Genomic DNA, 20363 nt, shown 5'->3' on the forward strand with positions numbered 1-20363 from the left:
TCTGGCTTATGGAGGCCTATCCCTGTTCGTAATTTAGGGGCACGTAGGTGTAGGCGTTCTCGGCCTCGCGTCGCACATGGCCCAGCCCAGGAAACGATATGTGCGCACCGCCCACGATGTAGCCATTTTCTGCCGCATCCGCGAATGCGAGTTGGTGCACGCGTTCGGCCTCGGATGCGTCCGCATCGTACTGGATCGTGACGGAAGGGTCTTTGAACTGTACGGCGGCGACGTGCACGACATCGCCCCACAGCACTATTTTCTCGCCCTTGCTCTCGACCACGTACATGGTGTGTCCGGGCGTGTGGCCATAGGCTGTTTGCGCGCGCACACCCGGCACGAGATCGGTGTTGCCTTCGAAAACGGCGAGCTTGCCGGCTCGCATATATGGCGTAATCGATGCGATGGCGCCCTGAAAGAACCGCTTCGCTTCAGCCGGAGCAGCGCGCATATTTGCCTCGCTTAGCCAGTAATCGGTGTCCCGCTTCTCGACACGCACAATCGCGTTGGGAAAAGCCCTCTGGCCCTCGGCCATGAGACCGCCAACGTGATCCGTGTGCAGATGTGTAAGGTAGAGCTCGTCGACCTGCTCCGGCCGATAACCCGAGGCGCGCAAATTGCTGAGTAGATGGCCCGTCGTTGGCCCCAATAGCGTGCCTGCACCAGCGTCGATCAAGACCAGCTTGGCTCCGGTATTCACGAGGAAGGAATTGTGCGAGGTCTCGACAAGGTCGCCGAGATAGTTGCGTTTCAGGGCTTCTTCGATCCGAGCCGGGTCGCCCTGCAGCAACTTCGTGGCAGGGAGCATATTGCTGCCGTCGGACAGCGCCGTTATCTCAAAATCGCCGACCGCCAGGCGATAGAACCCGGGTGCCTGGCTTTTCACCATGGGCGCATCTGCGAGCAGAGGCGTCGCAAAACCGCAGGCCAGGCAAAGACAGCCAGCTGCCAAAAAGGCGCGACGGGTAGGATTGACGGCGTCGCCGCTGGGCAGCTGGACAGAGCCTTTGGTGTCGTCGAACAAGCGATCGAGCGGCATCCGGGGAGCGACCATTCTCGGACCTCTGTTTGCGTTTGTCGGGGCACTGCAGCTGGACTTCCGCCTCGCTGCTCACTCGCCGAAGTTCTGCACGCCTCGGCCGGGCTGTTGCGGGCGTACCGTTGCCGAGATGGCCAGCCCCGTCCAATTCAGAGTTTAGGGGCAGCATCATAACTCCGTTGAATAACGGCGGCTTAACCGTCGCGCACCAGGCGGCTTGCGTTGGGCGCAATTCATCGCGTTCGTGTGCCGCCTATCGGCCGCGTCATTGTCCGTGCAAACCCATTCTTTCACATCCCCAAATACTCCATTTCGGAATTCGTCATTCATTCGCGGGACGGCCAGGAATATCCATGTCCAGTGACCAACGGCATTCACTCTCAGATCTACCAATGATTGATGAGCGCCCGTCAGGTCTTCTCGTGAAGCGGCAACGACCTTCGCTTCGTCTCGACGAAACAAGGTCGCATGACCAACGAAAGGTTCAAATATGTCTATGTCAAAATGGGCCGCGGCCGCAGCAGCAGCCATTGGCTTTCTCTCGGTTACCACCTTAGCATTTGCCAGCGACGCTGATGTTTATGGTCCCGACATCACTCTGTCGGAGGCCAAGCAGGTTGCCGCCGGCGCTATCAAGGAATGCGCAGCCAACAAGTGGCTCATGGCCATCGCCGTCGTCGATACGCACGGCGCCCTGGTCTATTACGAAAAGGCAGATAACACCGAGGTGGCGAGCGCCCAGATCGCCTTGGACAAAGCAACTTCGGCAGCCGTCTACAAGCGTCCGACACGCGACTTCTTCGACGTCACGGCCAAGATGGGTCCATTCATGCTGAACATGGATCACGTCATCGCAGCGCCTGGCGGCATTCCGGTCATGAAGGACGGCAAGATCGTCGGTGCGATCTCGGCTAGCGGCGGCACGGGCGCGCAGGACGAGCAGTGCGCCAAGGCCGGCCTTGCCGGCTTTTGATCCTCGTTCAGCGACGGCTCCGGACGGAGCTGCCGCACTCCAAAGGAACCATTGACATGATGCATCTCAAATCGCTGGGTAACCGTCTTGCCGCGGCCGCCGCGCTCACCATTTCGCTTGCATTGCCTTCGCTCGTAAACGCCGCCGAGCTTTATAGCGGAAGCAATTCCGATGTCCGCACGGTTCTCTACTACAAGGCTTCGACGGCTGCGCTCTCCAGATTCCTGCCAGCAGGCTGGGAACTCAGCCCGTTTACAACAGCACCTTCCGCCGGCGCCAACCTCCAGGTGGAATTTGTGGACCAGCTCTATGCGGTGGATCCCAAGGGTACAGTCGGAGCTCCGTACCGCTACGTGCTTTTCGGCATCCCTGTTCACAAGACGGGAAGCAGTGAGAACGTGCTGATGTTGTTCGATGGCCTTTCGCGCGGTGGAGCCGGTCCTTACGGCATTGCCGAAACGGCCAAAGACGACGTCAATCGTGGGGTTCACTATAACTCGAGCCCGACGACGGTGAGCGAGAACTGGAACTTCGAAGGCAGCGGTGAGAAGGTTTCACTGCAAACGGAATTCGAACGTGGCCCGATGACCCTGGAGAAGGGCGACAGTCACGTCTACTCGCAGCTCAAGCCAGAATTCTCGCGCATCTATCGCTACAAGGAGGCTACTGACGTTGTGAAGTCCGGCGACGCAAACCATCTCCGCAGCCTGTCCTTGAAGGCCGAAGGCAGAAAGTTGACCGCGATCTTCGACGGCAGCGAGAGCCTTGTCTCGGTCGTATCGTTGCCTGTCTATTCCCGCGACATCCTTGTTCCGCAACCCTGAACTCCGCTTTCTTTGGGGGCGGCGGCCACCCAACAGGTTGCCGCTGCCCTCCAAGGTTTCTACTGCGCCTGCGGCTTTCCGTTTGCAGGCACATGTAGCGCGGGTCGATTCTGCTTCATGAACGTTATGAAGGCAGCAAGGGCTGCAGGTATCTGTCGGCGGCTGGGATAGTACAAGTAGATCCCGGAGATCGGGGAACCCCACCCCTCGAGGACAGTCACGACGCGTCCCGATCGCAGCTGTTCCTGCAGTAGAACGGCTGGCACCAGGCCGATTCCGGCGCCTCCGGCAATTGCACTGGCAACCGCACGAAGATCGTTGGCCACGACATGCGTGCCGGTGGCGGGTTCGGCCTTCTCATCCCCCTTGTAGAGGGTCCAGGGCTGGATCGTGCCGTCCCACGGGGATCGAAGGCGAACGCACCGGTGATCCACGAGCGCGCCGGGCGCGCTGGGCTCGCCATGAGCCAGCAGGTAGTCTTTCGCAGCAAAAAGAAGTTCGTTGAAAGGTTCGGCGATCCGGACGGCGATCATATCCTTCTCGATGCGTTCTCCGACCTGAATGCCCGCGTCGATGCGGTGTTCCACCAGATCAAGGTGAAGATCCTCGACAAGGATTTCGAACTCAATTTCGGGGTGCCTTGCAAGGAAGCGGCCGATAAGAGGGGCTATCAGGACAGTTGTTGCCGTCCGTGAACCCAGAATTCTCAGTTTCCCGCCCGTAGCGCTACGGAACTTGTTCAATCCGTCGAGGACACTGTCCAGTCCGCTCAATATCGGGCCTATGTTGGTAAGAAGCTCTTCGCCCGCCGCGGTCAGCGACACGCTACGGGTGGTTCGTGTGAGCAGTCTCACGCCGAGCTTCTCTTCCAGACCCCTCAGCGTTTGGCTGAAGCTGGGTAGCGACACCCCCAGTGCGGCGGCGGCCCTGGTAAAGTTCAATTGCCGAGCGGCCTCCGCGAAGGCGATGAGCTCCCGCAGTTCTGGCTTGTGCATTTGTCCTCCTCGCTAGGGCCTGCCGTCGATTGACGGTTCGGTAAGTGCTCAAGCTTCAATTTCCCGACCGGCGCGGCGTCGCGGCCGAAGCTCTGACAAGGCCGCTTCGGAATAGCAAGGTTGAGCATCACATTGTTTGGCGGGCCCAAAGAGCCCATTCCGTAATCGATAATTCTACCTGTTCATACGTTCAGTTACCTCCTGTTGCGAGACGAAGGCGTTCAGGCAACTCCGGGTCGGCGCCTAACCGCAACCAAGGAGCTTCCTATGAAGACGAAATTGCTGGTTTCCGCTGCGATGATAAGTCTGGCACTCAATCTTGCGCCAGCGTTCGCCCAGGATGGCACGTGGCAGATGGGAACGCCGATGCCTGAGCCTCAGAGCGAGAATTCCAGCGCTGTGGTTGGCAATCAGTGGTTAGTCATTGGCGGCATCGACGTGCCGGAGGTTATGCCCGTCGGCACGGTCGTGATGTATGACGAAAATACGAAGGCCTGGTCGAAGAGGGCGGCAATGCCTGAGCCGGCCCATCATACTGCAACTGTAGCTTACGACGGCAAAGTGTACGTGTTCGGTGGTTTCGTCGGAGAGCCGGGCACCAAAGAATGGCAACCGACAGCTGATGCTTTTGTCTACGATCCGAAGACCGACGGCTGGTCCAGGCTTCCACCTATGCCAACTGCCCGCGGAGCGGCAGCGGCTGTGGTGCTCGACGGAAAAATCTACGTGGTCGGCGGCGCACATGCCCATGAACATGGCCGTGACATGAAGGAGCCCCTTTGGGCCGACGTTCCCAACATCGTCGGCAGGACTGTCGAGGTCTACGACCCCGCATCCAACACTTGGACAAGCCGATCTCCCATGCAGACCGGCCGCAATCACTTTCTCGCCGCTGCTGTCGGTGGAAAAATTTATGCGATTGACGGTCGAATTGGTCTGCCCTTCGTGACCAAGAGCGACGTCACCGATCTGGTCGAGGAGTACGATCCCAAATCCGATTCCTGGACCTACAAGGGCCGTTCCCCCACGCCGCGGGGCGGGGTGTCGGGCAGTGCCTATGGTGGAAAGATCTATGTGACGGGTGGCGAGTACCAGGACCCGGCAGGCAAGCGCACATTCTGGGCCTTCGAGGCCTACGATCCCGCAACCGACACGTGGCAGACCCTACCGCATATGCAGATTGCCCGCCACGGCTTCGTAGCCGGTTTCATTGGCAACGAGTTCCATGTCGCTGGTGGCTCCTTCCAGTCCGACGGCATGCCTGGGATCAATGCTCAGATGAACACCCACGAGTTCTACACCGTGCCCAAGTAGTTCAATTCAATGCCGATCCCGATCGATATGCGGGCTTTAGGTCGATGCAGTTCAGCGCCCCCTGGCGAGGCTTCCCAAAATCCCGCGCACGATCGCCCGTCCGACCGACGAACCCACTGAGCGCACCACCGATTTGATCGCGGCTTCGGCCACGGTCTGGCGGTTGGACGGCCGTGGCGCCGGTGCGCGGCGGCCGCCTGGCTGCGGCGCGGGGTCGTCATTGCCGAAGCCGGGAATGGTCCAGCGCGAGCGGCCGCTGTCGGCCTGCTGCGCCTGCTCTTCCGCCTCCTGCGCCTCCTTGGCCTTCTTCTGCAGCATCTCGAAGGCCGATTCGCGATCGACGGTCCGGTCGTACTGGCCGGAGACCGGGCTCTCGCCGATCAGTTGGCGGCGCTCGTCGGGCGTGATCGGACCCAGCCTGGACGACGGCGGGCGGATCAGCGTCCGCTGCACCATGGACGGCACGCCCTTGGTTTCCAGCGTCGAGACCAGCGCCTCGCCGGTGCCGAGCTGTGTGATCGCCGTGGCGCAGTCGAAATCGGGATTGGGGCGGAATGTATCGGCGGCGGTCCTGACCGCCTTCTGCTCGCGCGGCGTATAGGCGCGCAGCGCATGTTGGACGCGGTTGCCGAGCTGGGCGAGCACGGTTTCGGGGATATCGAGCGGGTTCTGGGTGACGAAATAGACGCCGACACCCTTGGAGCGGATCAGGCGGACCACCTGCTCGACCCGGTCGACCAGCACCTTCGGCGCGTCCTCGAACAGGAGATGCGCCTCGTCGAAGAAGAACACCAGCTTCGGCCTTTCGGGATCGCCGACTTCGGGCAGTTCCTCGAACAGTTCCGACATCAGCCAGAGCAGGAAGGTGGCGTAGAGCCTGGGGTTCATCATCAGCTTGTCGGCGGCCAACACGCTGATGGCGCCGCGCCCGTCGCGCGTGGTGCGCATGATGTCGGCGATGTGCAGCGCCGGCTCGCCGAAGAAGTTCGCCGCCCCCTGCTGCTCCAGCACCAGCAGCGTGCGCTGGATGGCGCCGACCGACGGCTTGGTCACATTGCCGTAGCGGGAGCCGATCTCGTCGGCGCGCTCGGCGATGTTGGCAAGCAGCGCCTGCAGGTCCTTCAGGTCGAGCAGCAGCAGGCCGTCCTCATCGGCGATGCGGAAGGCGATGTTCATGATGCCCTCCTGCGCCTCGGAAAGGTTCATCAGCCGCGACAAGAGCAGCGGCCCCATTTCCGAGACGGTGGCGCGGATCGGGTGGCCCTGCTCGCCGAACAGGTCCCAGAAGATGACCGGGAATTCCTGGAAATCATAGGGATCGAGCTTGACCTGCTCGGCCCGCTTGACCAGGAAATCCTGCGCCGTGCCCATCATGGCGATGCCCGACAGGTCGCCCTTGATATCGGCGCAGAACACCGGCACGCCGGCGTTGGAAAAGCCCTCGGCCAGGATCTGCAGGCTAACCGTCTTGCCGGTGCCGGTTGCGCCGGTGATCAGGCCATGGCGATTGCCGTATTGCAGCAGAAGCTGCTCGGCGCGCTGATAGCTGTCGTCGGGCTTGCGGCTGGCGCCGATGAAAATGCTCTTGTCGTCAGCCATATGTCCGGTCTCCGCAAACTGATCCGTCGAAAATGTCAGGCTCATCCGAGCTATAGTAACGCTATCGTGCAGCGGCAATGGCCGCCATTGAAATTGGCCTTTCGAAACTTGCGGATTTTGCGCATGTTTGGCAATCGGTTAGCTATCCCCGGGAACTGGCGGAACGGATGCCGCATTGTGATATCCAACCGGGGACCTTAGACTGGACTCCCGGCTGATGCGGCCGAGAAAACGGGGAATGCAATGGGCGCCGGCGCCTTGACCATGGATGTCGACCTTCCGAACGTTGAGCGCCAGCGCTGGCTGGCCTTGGCGGAAAAGGCGCTTGCCGGCGGATCCTTCGAGGACAAGCTGGTGTCGCATAGCGATGACGGCATCCGCATCGAGCCGCTTTACGAGCGTTCGGTCACGGCTGAGCCGCTGGTGCGGGCAAATCCGAGAGCGCCATGGATTGTCAGCCAGCGCATCGACGATCCGGATATCGGCCGCGCCAAGGCGCAGGCGCTGGACGATGTCGCGCAAGGCGCGACCGGGCTGTCGCTGGTTTTCGAAGGCGCGCCGAACGCTTTTGGCTACGGCCTGCCGAGGACGGCCGAAGCGCTGGAAACGGTTTTGGACGGCGTGCCGCTCAACCGCGTCCAGATCCGCATCGATGCCCATCCCTGGAGCCGTGCGGTGGCCGACTGGCTGGTGGCGTTCCTCGGCAAGCGGCGCTCCGACCCGGCAAAGCTCAATCTGTCCTTCGGTATCGATCCGGCGGCGATCTTTGCCGGCACCGGCCGGCTGCGCATGTCGATCGAGGCGCTGCAGGCCTCGATGCCGCAATCGCTGGCGCATTTCTTCTCGATGGGCGTGCCGGGCGTGCTGCTCGAGGCGGACGGGCGCGTCTTCCACAATGCCGGCGCGACCGAGGCGCAGGAACTCGGCACGATGCTGGCTTCGGCGGTCTCCTATCTCAGGATGTTCGAGCAGGCGCGCCAGCCGCTGGTCTATGCCGCACCCCATATCGGCTTCGCGCTCAGCGTCGACCAGGACCAGTTCCTGTCGATGGCCAAGGTCCGCGCCTTGCGCCGGCTGTGGGCCCGAATCCAGGAAGCCTGCTCGATCCCGGCCTCGACGGCCAGCATCCATGCCGAGACGTCCTATCGCATGATGACCGCGGCCGATCCGGAGACGAACATATTGCGCACCGCGATCGCCGGTTTTGCCGCGGCCGCTGGGGGCGCCGATTCAATCTCCGTCCTGCCGCATACGATCGCGCATGGACTGCCGGCCGGCTTTGCCCGTCGCGTCGCCCGCAACACGCAGCTGATCATGGCCAATGAAAGCCATGTCGACCATGTCGCCGATCCGGCGAGCGGTTCGGGCGCCGTCGAAGCGCTGACCGCCGATCTGTGCGCGGCCGCCTGGGAGGAATTCCAGCGGATCGAGGCGGAGGGTGGCGTGCTGGTCAGCCTGCAGCAGGGATACATCCAGAACCGCGTCCAGACCGCGTCCGCGAAGCGCAATGCCGCATATCGATCGGGAGAACGCGCAATCGTCGGCACGACGCTTTTCCGGTCCGGCACCGAGCGTCCGGTCGAGACGCTGCCGGCTGAGCGGCGGCCAGCCCTGACCGAGGGCGTGGCAGTGTGTGAGCCGCTGTTTCCGGTCCGCATCGATCAGTCGATCGGAGCCGGATCATGATCCCGGATTTCAGCCAGATCGGCTGGTCGGCGCCACGGCGCATGCCGGCCGAGGTCAAGGGCCAGCGGCTGACGCCGGAAGGCATTGCGGTCAAGCATCTCTACAGCCAGGGCGATCTCAAAGGATTGCCGCATCTCGACACCTATCCCGGCCTGCCACCCTTCGTGCGCGGCCCCTACCCAACCATGTATGTCCAGCAGCCGTGGACGATCCGGCAATATGCCGGTTTCTCGACGGCCGAGGAATCGAACGCCTTCTATCGGCGCAATCTTGCCGCCGGCCAGAAAGGCCTTTCGGTCGCTTTCGACCTCGCCACCCATCGCGGCTATGACAGCGACCATCCGCGCGTCGCCGGCGATGTCGGCATGGCGGGCGTCGCCATCGATTCCATCCTCGACATGCGCCAGCTTTTCGACGGTATTCCGCTTAATGAGATGACGGTGTCGATGACCATGAACGGCGCGGTGCTGCCTATCATGGCTCTTTACATCGTGGCGGCGGAAGAACATGGCGTTGCGCCGAAGGATCTCGCGGGAACCATTCAGAACGATATTCTGAAAGAGTTCATGGTGCGCAACACCTACATCTATCCGCCAAAGCCTTCGATGCGGATCGTGTCGGACATTTTTTCCTACACGTCTCAGCATATGCCGAAGTTCAATTCGATCTCGATCTCCGGCTACCACATGCAGGAGGCGGGAGCGACCGCCGACCTCGAGCTCGCCTACACGATTGCCGACGGCATCGAGTATGCCCGTGCCGGCGTCGCCGCCGGCCTCGACATCGACCGCTTCGCGCCACGGCTTTCCTTCTTCTGGGCCGTCGGCATGGACTTCTTCATGGAGGTCGCCAAGCTCAGGGCCGCGCGCCTTTTGTGGTCGAGCCTGATGAAGAAGAATTTTTCGCCGAAGGACGAGCGCTCGCTGTCGCTGCGCACCCATTGCCAGACATCCGGCTGGTCGCTAACGGCGCAGGATCCCTACAACAACATCACCCGCACCATGATCGAGGCGATGGCGGCCACGCAGGGCCATACCCAGTCGCTGCACACCAACTCCTTCGACGAGGCGATGGCGCTGCCGACCGACCATTCGGCGCGCATCGCCCGCAACACGCAGCTCATCCTGCAGAAGGAATCGGGCACCACGCGCATCGTCGATCCGTGGGGTGGCTCGGCCTTTGTCGAACGGCTGACGCATGATCTGGCGGCGCGCGCGCTTGCCCATATCGAGGAGGTCGAAAGCCTTGGCGGCATGGCCGCCGCGATCGAAAAAGGCATCCCAAAACTGCGCATCGAGGAGGCCGCCGCCCGCACCCAGGCCCGCATAGACTCCGGCGAGCAGACCCTGGTCGGCGTCAACGCACATCGCCCGGAGAAAGACATCGAGGTCGACGTGCTGAAGATCGACAATGCCGAGGTCCGGGCTCGGCAGTTGTCGAAGCTGCAGCGGCTGAAAGGCACGCGCGATGTCAGCGCGGTCGAGAGCGCGCTCGCGGCACTCACCCGCGCCGCGGAGAGCGGCGAGAACCTGCTCGAATTCGCCATCCGCGCTGCGCGCGCAAGTGCCACGGTCGGCGAGATTTCACTGGCGCTGGAAAAGGTGTTCGGCCGCCATGTCGCCTCGGTGCAGACGATCTCCGGCGTCTATCGCAATGCGCTTGGCGACAATCCGGCGGTCGACCGGTTGCAGGACAAGATCGCGGCTTTCGAGAAAAAGGCTGGCGCCAAGCCGCGTATTCTGGTCGCCAAGATGGGCCAGGACGGTCATGACCGTGGCCAGAAGGTCATCGCCACCGCCTTCGCCGATCTCGGCTTCGACGTCACGGTCGGTCCGATGTTCCAGACGCCGGAAGAGATCGCGAAACTGGCGGTCGCGCAGGATGTCCATATCGTCGGCGCTTCGTCGCTGGCGGCGGGACATCTGACGCTCATTCCCGAACTCAAGGGCGCGCTGAAGAAGCTCGGCCGCGGCGACATGCTGATCGTCGCCGGCGGCGTCATCCCGCCGCAGGACTACGACGCCGTGCTCAAAGCAGGTGCGGCGGAAATCTTCCCGCCGGGTACCGTCATCCCGGAAGCGGCGGATCGTTTGCTGGACAGACTGCTGGCGGGGTAGCTTGTTATAATTCCGGTTGCAACATCCGGCATGTTGCGTTATAATCGATGTTGAAACAGGACATTTCAACATGAACACCACCATTCGTAAGATCGGCAATTCCGACGGCTTGATCCTGCCCAAAGAGCTTCTTGAGCAGCTGAATCTGAAGACGGGCGATAAGGTAGCTGTCGTTCGGGAGGGCGAGGAGCTCCGGCTGCGCCGCCTTGAGGACTCTGCCGAGGAATTCGAGCGCAAGATGAAGATCGCGCGTGAGCGGATGAAGAAATACGAGGTTGCCTACCGCGCGCTGGCGAAATGATCGAGCATCATTCGCGGGAATTCGTTGAAGCGATGCATGCAGAACAGTTACGCCTTCACGGCGGAGCGCCGGGTATCGGCGACGAAGGCATGCTGGAATCAGCGCTCGCCAGACGGCAGCAGAAAGAGGCCTACGGCGAGCCCGATCTTTGCGAATTGGCGGCCGCCTATCTTTTCGGCATCGCCAAGAACCATCCGTTCGTTGACGGCAACAAACGCACGGCTTTTGCGGCAGCCGACTTGTTTCTCTACTTCAACGGATTGAGCTTAGAAGCTGAGCAGGCGGATATCATCCAGTTGCTTATGATGGTCGCAGCCAGCGAAATCGATGAAGCGGGCGCGACAGCGTTCTTCCACGATCATGTCGTCAAGCTTGAAGACTAGCTGTCCGAGAGCTTGACGATCTCCCACTCCTTGCCGTTGACGCTTGCCACGTCGCCGACCTTCTTGCCGAACAGCGCTACGGCCATCGGCGAGACATGGGAAATCGAACCCTTGGCCGGGTCGGCCTCATCTTCGCCGACGATCTTCCAGTGCACCTTCCTGCCGTCATCGCCTTCCAGTGTGACGCCCATGCCGAAACGAACCAGGTCGCTGCCCGGCTCCGGCACGGATAGCTCGGCGCTTTCGCGCCGGGCAGTCCAGTAGCGCAGATCGCGCGACACCAGCGCAATGCGCTCGCGGTCGGCCCTTTTCTCGGCCTTGGCCAGTTCATCGCGCAATTCGGCCAATTCAGAGTCTATCAGCGCGAGACCGCGCTCCGTCACCAGGTTGCGGTGCTGGCTGACCGGCCGCTCGCCGATGCCGGCAATGGCGTTTTCGCTGTCTTCCTCGCGGGTGAAGGCCCTGCTCATAAACCAAACTTAGGCGTGTAGCAGTGACTTCACAAGCCATTGCCTGCGTTCCGGCCAGGTCGGTCCGGCCTGGCACGTTTCCTGCGACTTGAGCGACAAACGCCAGGAATCTGTGCCGATGTTGAACAGACGAACGCTTCTCACGGGAACCGCCGGTTTTGCGGTCATCGGCCTTGCGCTGAGCAGGGTCTCGGCGAAAGTCCTGCCTGGCATCGAGAATGCCTCGATGCGCGGCTCGATCGACGCCACCGAGCTTGGCGTACAGCCCGGTGCGCTCGACGATCAGAGCAAGGCTTTTGCCAAACTGCTGCGCGACGCCACCGAGCGCGACATGCCGGTGTTCCTGCCGCCGGGAACCTATGTCGTGTCCAATCTGACGCTTCCAGCCCGTGTCAGGCTCTCCGGCGTGCCGGGCGCAACGCGGATCGTCTATGGCGGCAACGGCCATCTGATGATGGCCGAGCAGGCTGAGCATATCGATCTCAGCGGGCTGGTGTTCGACGGCGCTAACCGCTGGATGGCCGACTATGCACAAGGGCTGCTCGACCTGCGCCGCGTCGCCCACCTGATGATCGACAATTGCCAGGTCACCGGCAGCCGCAAGAACGGTCTGGCGCTGGAGCATGTGACCGGCCGCATCGAGCGTTCGGACATATCGGGCGCGGCGGACGCCGGCATCTATTCGGTCGAGGCCGGCGGCCTGGAGATATCGGGCAACACCGTGTCCGACTGCGGCAATGGCGGCATCCTCGTGCATCGCTGGCAGCAGGCGGAGGACGGCACCATCGTCAGCGGCAACCGCGTCCAGCGCATCCAGGCGCGCAGCGGCGGCACCGGCCAGAACGGCAATGGCATCAACACCTTCCGCGCCGGCAATGTCGCCATTTCGGGCAACAGCGTTTCGGACTGCGCCTTCTCGGCGATCCGCGCCAACAGTTCGAGCAACCTGCAGGTCACCGGCAACACCTGCTCGCGGTCCGGGGAAACCGCGCTCTATTCCGAATTCTCTTTTGAAGGCGCGATCATCGGCAACAACATCATCGATGGCGCGGCCAACGGCATCTCGATCGTCAATTTCAACGAAGGCGGCCGTCTGGGAGTGTGCTCGAACAACATCGTGCGTAACCTCTCGACGACGGGCCCCTACCCCGCCGATGCCCCCGGCTTCGGCGTCGGCATCAGCGTCGAGGCCGACACCACCGTCTCTGGCAATGTCGTCGAGAACGCACCGCTCTACGGTATGCAGATCGGCTGGGGGTCGTATCTGCGCAATGTCGTGGCGACCGGAAACATCATCCGCAAGGCCGGAACCGGCATCGTCGTGTCAGTCGTCGAAGGCGCCGGAACGGCAGTTATCTCGGACAACGTCATCGACGGCGCGAAAAACGGCGCCATCATCGGCCAGCGCTGGGCGGAACCGGCGACGGGTGACCTCGCCTCACTGGGCAATGCCGGCTATGCGCATCTGACGGTTGAACGAAACCACGTTAGCTGAGCGCCGCCGTTGGCCGAAGCGAACCCACCTTGACGCCGATGCGGCTCTCGATGGCCGGATTGGCTTGTTCGATCAGCTTTGCCGCCAGCGCCTCATCGGCGCGCAGCAGCTTCGCCAGCACGGCAGCGGTCATGGCTTCGGCGGCACGTCCGGCGCCGTCGTCGCATTTGAGCGCAATGCCCAGGCCCAGTTCGGGAACTGCCGCACAGTAGACGCCTTCGGCGCCGGTCTTGACGAAAATGCGGCCGGGCGCGGCCTGCATCAACGCGACGTCGGCCCTGCCGGTGCCGGCGACGAGAAAAGGCTCGGCCATGCAGGCGGAAAACAGCCGCTTCGCCGCCTTGGCGCGCACAGGTTCGAGGCCCGCACCCGTCGCCATGCGGGCAAAGCCCAGCGCAAAGTTTTTCAGCGGCACGGCATAGGTCGGGATCGAGCAGCCGTCTGTGCCGCAATGATCGACATCATGGGCGGCGCCCGTCACCGCCTGCATGGCGTCGCGGACCAACTCCTGGAAGGCATGGCCCGCCTTGACGTAGCCGCGATGCGCAATGCCGGTGTGCACGCAGGTGCAGAGGAAGCCGGCATGCTTGCCGGAGCAGTTGTTGTGCAGCGGGTTCGGTACGCCGCTGGTGCGCGCCAGCGCCACCGTCGCGTCATGATCCATCGGCCAGTGCGCGCCGCATTCGAGTGCGGTCCGGTCAAGGCCGGCCTTGGCCAGCATCGCGTCGGCCAGTTCGGCATGTGCCGGTTCGCCGGAATGCGAGGCGCAGGCGAGCGCCAGTTCCCGGTCGCCGAACCCATAGGCGTCTGCAGCACCGCTTTCGACCAGCGGCAGCGCCTGGATCGCCTTGACCGCCGAGCGCGGAAACACCGGGCGCGCCGTGTCGCCGAGCTCCCAGACGGGCTTGCCGTCGGCATTGAACACGGCGACCGCACCGCGATGGCCGCTCTCGACCACCGCGCCGCGCAAAACCTCGACCAGAACCGGATTTGTCATGAAATCACCCGCGAAATGCGGGCCGCTTCTACCTGATCCGGTCGAGAATGGAAACGTAGTTGGCGACCGCGGCACCGCCCATGTTGAAAATGCCGCCGAGCTTGGCGCCCGGCACCTGGATGCCGCCGGCCTCGCCGACAAGCTGCATGGCGGTCAACACATGCATCGACACGCCGGTAGCACCGATCGGGTGGCCCTTAGCCTTAAGCCCACCGGAGGGGTTGACCGGCAGCCGGCCGTCCTTTGCCGTGGTGCCGTCCAGGGCCAGTTTCGCGCCCTCGCCCGGCTTGGCCAGGCCCATCGCCTCATATTCTATCAGCTCGGCGATGGTGAAGCAGTCATGCGTCTCGACGAAGGAGAGGTCGTCCAGCGTCACGCCGGCCTTTTTCAGCGCCTGGTTCCAGGCCTGCTCGCAACCTTCGAACGCGAGGATGTCGCGCTTCGACATTGGCAGGAAATCCTGCACATGCTCGCTGGCGCGGAAGGCGACCGCGCGGCGCATCTTGAGCGCTGTCGAAGTGTCGGCCAAGACCAGAGCGGCCGCACCATCGGAAACCAGCGAACAGTCGGTGCGCTTCAGCGGGCCGGCGACGAAGGGGTTCTTCTCGCTTTCCTGACGGCAGAATTCGTAGCCGAAATCCTTGCGCATCTGCGCATAGGGGTTGTCGACGCCGTTCTTGTGGTTCTTGGCGGCAATCATCGCGAGTGCGTCCGACTGGTCGCCATAGCGCTGGAAATAGGCCTGCGCGATCTTGCCGAACACGCCGGCGAAGCCGGCCGGCGTCTCGCCGTCCTCCGGCAGGTAGGATGCCTTGAGCAGGTTCTTGCCGATCTCGGGACCGGGCGTCGTCGTCATCTGCTCGGCGCCGACCACCAGCACCACGCGGGCGGCATTGGCGTCGATGGCGCGAATGCCTTGCCGGACCGCCGCCGAGCCGGTGGCGCAGGCGTTCTCGACCCGGGTCGCCGGCTTGAAGCGCAGCCGGTCGTCGGCCTGCAGCACCAGGCTTGCGGTGAAATCCTGGGCGGAAAACCCGGCGTTGAAATGGCCGAGCACGATCTCGTCGACATCGTCCGGGCCGATGCCGGCGTGGTCGAGCGCGTCCGTTGCCACTTTGACGATCAGGCCCTCCAGCGTCTCGCCTTCGAGCTTGCCGAAGCGCGAATGCGCCCAGCCGACGATGCATGCGGTCATATGGCGGTCTCCATCCTCGGCGCCAGTTTAGCACGTAAGGCAACGGCGCGCTGTTCAAGCATTGTTCAAGCATGAACCATTTCTGTCGATCCGTGAAGGGCCGGAACCGAACAATCGCTTGGTGCAGCGCACACGCTCTGTCAATTTTTTGTTGATTGACGGGTCAATAAAAAATAATCATGGCGAAAGAGCCGGGAACAAGAATGCCGAAAGTCGGAATGGAGCCATTGCGCCGCAAGGCGCTCATCGACGCGACGATCTCGGCGATCGGCGAGCGCGGCTCTCTTGACGTGACCATGTCGGAGATCGCCGGCCGCGCCGGCGTGTCGTCGGCACTTGCCCATCACTATTTCGGCGCCAAGGACGAGCTTTTGCTGGCGACGATGCGGCACATACTGGCCGAACTGACCGCCGACACTTTGCGCGCCCTGGGTTCGGCCAAAACCTCACGCGAGCGTGTTTCGGCGGTGGTCGCGGTCAATTTCTCCGATCTCCAGTTCCAGCCGGAAACGATCGCCGCCTGGCTCGCCTTCTATGTCGAGGCTCAGAAATCGGCCGCACTTCGCCGGCTGCTCAAGGTCTATGCGCGGCGGCTGCATTCCAACCTGTTGAGCGGGCTGACCAGCATCCTGCCGCGCACCGAAGCCGACCGCGTCGCCGAGGCGACAGCGGCGCTGATCGACGGGCTATACATCAGGCGCGCGTTGAAGGACGGCGTGCCCGATGCCGCGACGGCGATCGCACTGGTCGAGGACTATCTCGAAACCAAACTCAACGGCCGGAGCGCGCAGTGAATCGACCCAATTTCCTCATCGTCATGGTCGATCAACTCAACGGGACCTTGTTCCCGGACGGACCGGCCGACTTCCTGCATGTGCCGCATCTGAAGGCGCTTGCCGCCCGCTCGGCGCGCTTTGCCAACAACTATACGGCCTCGCCGCTCTGCGCGCCGGGCCGTGCCTCGTTCATGAGCGGGCAATTGCCGTCGCGTACCGGGGTCTATGACAATGCCGCCGAATTCGCGTCTTCCATCCCGACCTTCGCGCATCATCTGCGTGCCGCCGGCTACTACACCTGCCTATCCGGCAAGATGCATTTCGTCGGACCGGATCAGTTGCACGGTTTCGAGGAGCGGCTGACCACCGACATCTATCCAGCGGATTTCGGCTGGACGCCGGATTACCGCAAGCCCGGCGAGCGCATCGACTGGTGGTATCACAATATGGGTTCAGTGACCGGCGCCGGCGTCGCCGAGACCACCAACCAGATGGAGTATGACGACGAGGTCGTGTTCCTGGCCACGCAGAAGCTCTACCAGCTCTCGCGCGAGCAGGATGATGCCACCCATCGACCCTGGTGCCTCACCGTTTCGCTGTCGCACCCGCACGACCCTTACGTTGCGCGCAAGCAGTACTGGGATCTCTACGAACATTGCCAGGCGCTCGACCCTGAAACCGGGTTCATCGCGCATGACGAGCAGGACGCGCATTCGCAGCGGCTCTATCATGCCTCTGACTACCCCTCCTTCGACATTACCCGCGAGCAGGTGCGCCGTTCGCGGCGCGGCTATTTCGCCAACATCTCCTATGTCGACGACAAGCTCGGCGAGCTTCTGGACGTCCTCAAGCGCACGCGCATGCTCGACGACACCGTCATCCTGTTCTGCTCGGACCATGGCGACATGCTCGGCGAGCGCGGCCTGTGGTTCAAGATGAACTTCTTCGAAGGCTCAGTGCGGGTGCCGCTGATGATAGCCGGCAAGGGTGTGCCGGCCGGTCTGGTCGAAGCGCCGGTCTCCAATCTCGACGTGACGCCGACGCTTTGCGACCTCGCCGGCATCGACATCGGCGCCATCGCGCCGTGGACCGATGGCCAGTCTCTGCTGCCGCTTACCAAGGGCGGACAGCGCGCCGCGCCTGCGCTGATCGAGTATGCCGCCGAAGGCTCCTACGCGCCGCTGGTGGCGATCCGCGACGGCCAATACAAGTTCGTCCATTGCGAGCTCGACCCGCCGCAATTGTTCGATCTCGAGGCCGACCCGCTCGAGCGGGACAACCTTGCCGCCGACCCGGCCAATGCGGCCTTGGTGGCGGCGTTCATGGACAAGATCCGGGCGCGCTGGGACATGGCCGGTTTCGACGCCGCCGTGCGCGAAAGCCAGGCGCGCCGCTGGGTCGTCTATCCGGCGCTGCGCAACGGCGCCTATTACCCCTGGGATTTCCAGCCGCTGCAAAAGGCCTCGGAGCGCTACATGCGCAACCACATGAACCTCGACAATCTCGAAGAGAGCAAAAGGTATCCGCGAGGCGAATGATGACAATTCTCGTCCCCTCCCTCGATCACCTCAAGCAGGCCTATGCTGTTACTTCGAAGGCGACGCAGATCACGCCGCTGCTGGAATCGGCCGCACTTGCCCGCGAGACGGGTGCCGCCCGCGTCTTCATCAAGCCGGAATCGCTGCAATGGGCCGGTTCCTTCAAGGTGCGCGGCGCCTATTGGCGGCTGAAACGGCTTTCGCCTGACGAGGCCAAAAAGGGCGTCGTCGCCTATTCCTCGGGCAACTTCGCGCAAGGGCTGGCGGCTGCCGGCCAGGCGCTCGGCATCCCCATCGCCATCGTCATGCCGATCGACGCGCCGGCCGCCAAGCGCGACGCGACCGCGGGGTACGGCGCGCGCGTCGTGCTGACCGACCATGGCGAGCGGGCCCGTGAAGAGGTCGCGGCGGCCAAGGCGCGCGAGATCGCCGAGACCGAAAACCTCACGCTGCTGCATCCTTTCGACGATCCGGAAATCGTCGCCGGCCAGGCCGGCGCCGGGCTGGAAGCGCTGGAACAACTCGACGCCAAGGACACCAAGGCCGACCTCCTGTTCTGCTCGGTCGGCGGCGGTGGACTGATCGGCGGTGTGTCGCTCGCCTTCCACTATCTGTCGCCGGCCACCGAAATCATCGGCGTCGAGCCGGAGGGATTCAACGGCATGGGCTCGTCGCTGGCGCATGGCGCCATCGAGACGATGCCGATCGGACCGAAGTCGATCTGCGACGGGCTGATGTCGCGGCGGCCGGGTGACGCGCCGTTCGCGGCGGTCAAGACGGCTGGCGTTCGCGGCATCACCGTCGACGACGCGTCGGTGCGCAACGCAATGCGGATCGCCTTCGAGCGGATGAAGCTCGTGCTCGAACCGTCGGGCGCTGCGTCGCTCGCGGCACTGCTCGGCGGCAAGGTGGATGTGGCGGGCAAAACCGTCCTTGTTGTGGCTACCGGCGGCAATGTCTCGCTCGCCGATTTCATGGCGCATATGAACCATGCTTGAAGCAGATTTCGTCATCATCGGCTCCGGCTCGGCCGGCTCGGCCATGGCCTACCGGCTGTCGGAAGACGGCAAGCATTCGGTGATCGTCGTCGAGTTTGGCGGCACCGATCTCGGGCCGCTGATCCAGATGCCGTCGGCACTGTCGATCCCGCTCAACATGAGCCTCTACGACTGGGGTTTTGCCAGCGAACCGGAACCGCATCTCGGCGGCCGCGTGCTGGCGACGCCGCGCGGCAAGGTCATCGGCGGCTCGTCCTCGATCAACGGCATGGTCTATGTGCGCGGCCATGCGCGCGACTTCGACCATTGGGCCGAAGAGGGCGCGACCGGCTGGGGCTTCGCCGACGTGCTTCCCTACTTCAAGCGGATGGAGGACTCGGATGGCGGCGAGGACGGCTGGCGAGGCAAAAGCGGCCCGCTGCATGTGCAGCGCGGGCCGCGACGCAATCCGCTCTACGGCGCCTTCGTCGAAGCAGGCCGCCAGGCCGGCTTCGAGCTGACCGTCGACTACAACGGCGCCAAGCAGGAAGGCTTCGGGCCGATGGAGCAGACGATAAGCGGCGGCCGCCGCTGGTCGGCGGCAAGCGCCTATCTGAAGCCGGCGCTCAGGCGAAGAAATGTTAGCCTGCTCAAGGGTTTCGCCCGGCGGGTGATCATCGAGAATCAGCGCGCCATTGGCGTCGAGATCGAAGCTCACAAACAGATTCAGGTCGTTAAGGCGCGACGTGAAGTGATCGTCGCCGCTTCCTCGATCAATTCGCCCAAGATCCTGATGCTGTCCGGCATCGGCCCGGGCGCGCATCTTCAGGAAAACGGTATACAGGTCGTGGCCGACAGGTCTGGCGTTGGCCGCAACCTGCAGGATCATATGGAGCTCTACATCCAGCAGGAATCGACCAAGCCGATCACGCTGAACTCAGTGCTCAATCCGTTCTCGAAGGCGCTGATCGGCGCGCAGTGGCTGTTCTTCAAAACCGGCCTCGGCGCGTCCAATCATTTCGAAGCGGCCGCCTTCGTGCGCTCGCAGGCCGGTGTCGACTATCCTGATATCCAGTATCATTTCATCCCGGCGGCGGTGCGCTATGACGGCAAGGCGGCGGCGAAGTCGCACGGCTTCCAGGCGCATGTCGGACCGATGCGCTCGAAGTCGCGCGGCTCGGTGACGCTGCGCTCGCCGGACCCAAAATCGAAGCCGGTGATCCGCTTCAACTACATGTCGCATCCGGACGACTGGACCGAGTTCCGCCACTGCATAAGGCTGACGCGCGAGATCTTCGGCCAGAAGGCTTTTGACGGCTTTCGCGGCAAGGAGATTTCGCCTGGCAGCCATGTCCAATCGGACGAGGATCTCGACGCTTTCATCCGGGATCACGCCGAGAGCGCCTACCATCCTTGCGGCACCTGCAAGATGGGCCGCGCCGACGATCAAATGAGCGTCGTCGATCCGGAATGCCGCGTCATCGGCGTCGAGGGATTGCGTGTCGCCGATTCCTCGATCTTCCCGCGCGTCACCAACGGCAACCTCAATGCGCCGTCGATCATGACCGGCGAGAAGGCCGCCGACCACATCCTCGGCCGCACGCCGCTGGCGCCGTCCAACCAGGAACCCTGGATCAATCCGCGCTGGCAGGTGTCGGACAGATAGAGCATTGTCGGGCGGACT

The 20363-nt window shown here is 63.1% G+C and carries 18 protein-coding genes; 12 read left to right on the forward strand and 6 right to left on the reverse strand.

From position 1 onward, the window contains the following. Nucleotides 1–16: 16 nt before the first annotated feature. Nucleotides 17–1024, reverse strand: a complete 1008-nt coding sequence (locus tag AC04SI_RS10880) for an MBL fold metallo-hydrolase (RefSeq protein WP_488474207.1) — start codon at nucleotides 1022–1024, stop codon at nucleotides 17–19. Nucleotides 1025–1529: 505 nt separating this feature from the next. Here AC04SI_RS10880 and AC04SI_RS10885 point away from each other — a divergent pair. Together AC04SI_RS10885 and AC04SI_RS10890 are read left to right on the forward strand one after the other, a co-directional pair. Then, the gene (locus AC04SI_RS10885; protein ID WP_404277302.1) at nucleotides 1530–2012 is read left to right on the forward strand and encodes a GlcG/HbpS family heme-binding protein; all 483 of its coding nucleotides are present in this window, start codon (nucleotides 1530–1532) and stop codon (nucleotides 2010–2012) included. A gap of 56 nt (nucleotides 2013–2068) precedes the next feature. Then, nucleotides 2069–2836 (forward strand): hypothetical protein, encoded by a 768-nt coding sequence (locus AC04SI_RS10890; protein ID WP_404277301.1) that lies wholly within the window; start codon nucleotides 2069–2071, stop codon nucleotides 2834–2836. A 59-nt stretch (nucleotides 2837–2895) separates the two neighbouring features. Here the strand turns inward: AC04SI_RS10890 and AC04SI_RS10895 are convergent, their stop codons facing one another. After that, nucleotides 2896–3831, reverse strand: coding sequence for a LysR substrate-binding domain-containing protein (locus AC04SI_RS10895; protein WP_488474208.1), 936 nt, complete (start codon nucleotides 3829–3831; stop codon nucleotides 2896–2898). A gap of 267 nt (nucleotides 3832–4098) precedes the next feature. Here AC04SI_RS10895 and AC04SI_RS10900 point away from each other — a divergent pair, with 267 nt between their 5' ends. Continuing rightward, entirely contained in the window at nucleotides 4099–5145 is a 1047-nt protein-coding gene (locus AC04SI_RS10900) for a Kelch repeat-containing protein (RefSeq protein ID WP_404277299.1), read from the forward strand. Between the two features lie 51 nt (nucleotides 5146–5196). Here AC04SI_RS10900 and AC04SI_RS10905 read toward each other — a convergent pair whose 3' ends face one another. After that, nucleotides 5197–6744: a helicase HerA-like C-terminal domain-containing protein gene (locus AC04SI_RS10905; protein ID WP_488474209.1), complete on the reverse strand. Its 1548-nt coding sequence runs from the start codon at nucleotides 6742–6744 to the stop codon at nucleotides 5197–5199. Between the two features lie 243 nt (nucleotides 6745–6987). Here AC04SI_RS10905 and AC04SI_RS10910 point away from each other — a divergent pair, with 243 nt between their 5' ends. The 4 genes from AC04SI_RS10910 (at nucleotide 6988) to AC04SI_RS10925 (ending at nucleotide 11231) form a co-directional block, all read left to right on the forward strand. Beyond that, nucleotides 6988–8430 carry a methylmalonyl-CoA mutase subunit beta gene (locus AC04SI_RS10910; RefSeq protein ID WP_404277297.1) on the forward strand — a complete coding sequence of 481 codons (1443 nt, stop codon included), beginning with the start codon at nucleotides 6988–6990 and terminating at the stop codon, nucleotides 8428–8430. Beyond that, nucleotides 8427–10547 (forward strand): methylmalonyl-CoA mutase, encoded by a 2121-nt coding sequence (gene scpA / locus AC04SI_RS10915; RefSeq protein ID WP_404277296.1) that lies wholly within the window; start codon nucleotides 8427–8429, stop codon nucleotides 10545–10547. Before AC04SI_RS10910 ends, scpA begins: the two co-directional genes overlap by 4 nt. 70 nt (nucleotides 10548–10617) lie before the next feature. Continuing rightward, nucleotides 10618–10848: an AbrB/MazE/SpoVT family DNA-binding domain-containing protein gene (locus tag AC04SI_RS10920; RefSeq protein ID WP_181062136.1), complete on the forward strand. Its 231-nt coding sequence runs from the start codon at nucleotides 10618–10620 to the stop codon at nucleotides 10846–10848. Further along, a complete protein-coding gene (locus tag AC04SI_RS10925) occupies nucleotides 10845–11231 on the forward strand; it encodes a type II toxin-antitoxin system death-on-curing family toxin (protein ID WP_404277295.1) in 387 nt (128 codons plus the stop codon). Before AC04SI_RS10920 ends, AC04SI_RS10925 begins: the two co-directional genes overlap by 4 nt. Here the strand turns inward: AC04SI_RS10925 and greA are convergent. Next, nucleotides 11228–11701, reverse strand: coding sequence for a transcription elongation factor GreA (greA, locus tag AC04SI_RS10930; protein ID WP_192183736.1), 474 nt, complete (start codon nucleotides 11699–11701; stop codon nucleotides 11228–11230). The genes AC04SI_RS10925 and greA overlap by 4 nt on opposite strands. Before the next feature lie 118 nt (nucleotides 11702–11819). Here greA and AC04SI_RS10935 point away from each other — a divergent pair, with 118 nt between their 5' ends. Next, on the forward strand, nucleotides 11820–13196 hold the full coding sequence (locus tag AC04SI_RS10935) for a TIGR03808 family TAT-translocated repetitive protein (RefSeq protein ID WP_404277294.1): 1377 nt from the start codon (nucleotides 11820–11822) through the stop codon (nucleotides 13194–13196). Here AC04SI_RS10935 and AC04SI_RS10940 read toward each other — a convergent pair. Both AC04SI_RS10940 and AC04SI_RS10945 read right to left on the reverse strand, forming a co-directional pair. Then, the gene (locus AC04SI_RS10940) at nucleotides 13189–14193 is read right to left on the reverse strand and encodes an asparaginase (RefSeq protein WP_488474210.1); all 1005 of its coding nucleotides are present in this window, start codon (nucleotides 14191–14193) and stop codon (nucleotides 13189–13191) included. The genes AC04SI_RS10935 and AC04SI_RS10940 overlap by 8 nt on opposite strands. A 28-nt stretch (nucleotides 14194–14221) precedes the next feature. Further along, nucleotides 14222–15388, reverse strand: a complete 1167-nt coding sequence (locus tag AC04SI_RS10945) for an acetyl-CoA acetyltransferase (protein ID WP_404277292.1) — start codon at nucleotides 15386–15388, stop codon at nucleotides 14222–14224. A 203-nt stretch (nucleotides 15389–15591) separates the two neighbouring features. Here AC04SI_RS10945 and betI point away from each other — a divergent pair, with 203 nt between their 5' ends. From betI to betA, 4 genes are read left to right on the forward strand one after another with little or no spacing between them, the layout of a single operon-like run. After that, nucleotides 15592–16182, forward strand: coding sequence for a choline-binding transcriptional repressor BetI (gene betI, locus AC04SI_RS10950; protein ID WP_404277291.1), 591 nt, complete (start codon nucleotides 15592–15594; stop codon nucleotides 16180–16182). Beyond that, nucleotides 16179–17702, forward strand: coding sequence for a choline-sulfatase (gene betC / locus AC04SI_RS10955; RefSeq protein WP_404277290.1), 1524 nt, complete (start codon nucleotides 16179–16181; stop codon nucleotides 17700–17702). Before betI ends, betC begins: the two co-directional genes overlap by 4 nt. After that, on the forward strand, nucleotides 17699–18700 hold the full coding sequence (locus tag AC04SI_RS10960) for a threonine/serine dehydratase family protein (RefSeq protein WP_404277289.1): 1002 nt from the start codon (nucleotides 17699–17701) through the stop codon (nucleotides 18698–18700). Before betC ends, AC04SI_RS10960 begins: the two co-directional genes overlap by 4 nt. Next, nucleotides 18693–20345 carry a choline dehydrogenase gene (gene betA, locus AC04SI_RS10965; RefSeq protein WP_488474211.1) on the forward strand — a complete coding sequence of 551 codons (1653 nt, stop codon included), beginning with the start codon at nucleotides 18693–18695 and terminating at the stop codon, nucleotides 20343–20345. The genes AC04SI_RS10960 and betA overlap by 8 nt, the downstream gene beginning before the upstream one ends. Nucleotides 20346–20363: the final 18 nt, after the last annotated feature.

This window comes from Mesorhizobium sp. CNPSo 4689 (genome assembly GCF_057784325.1).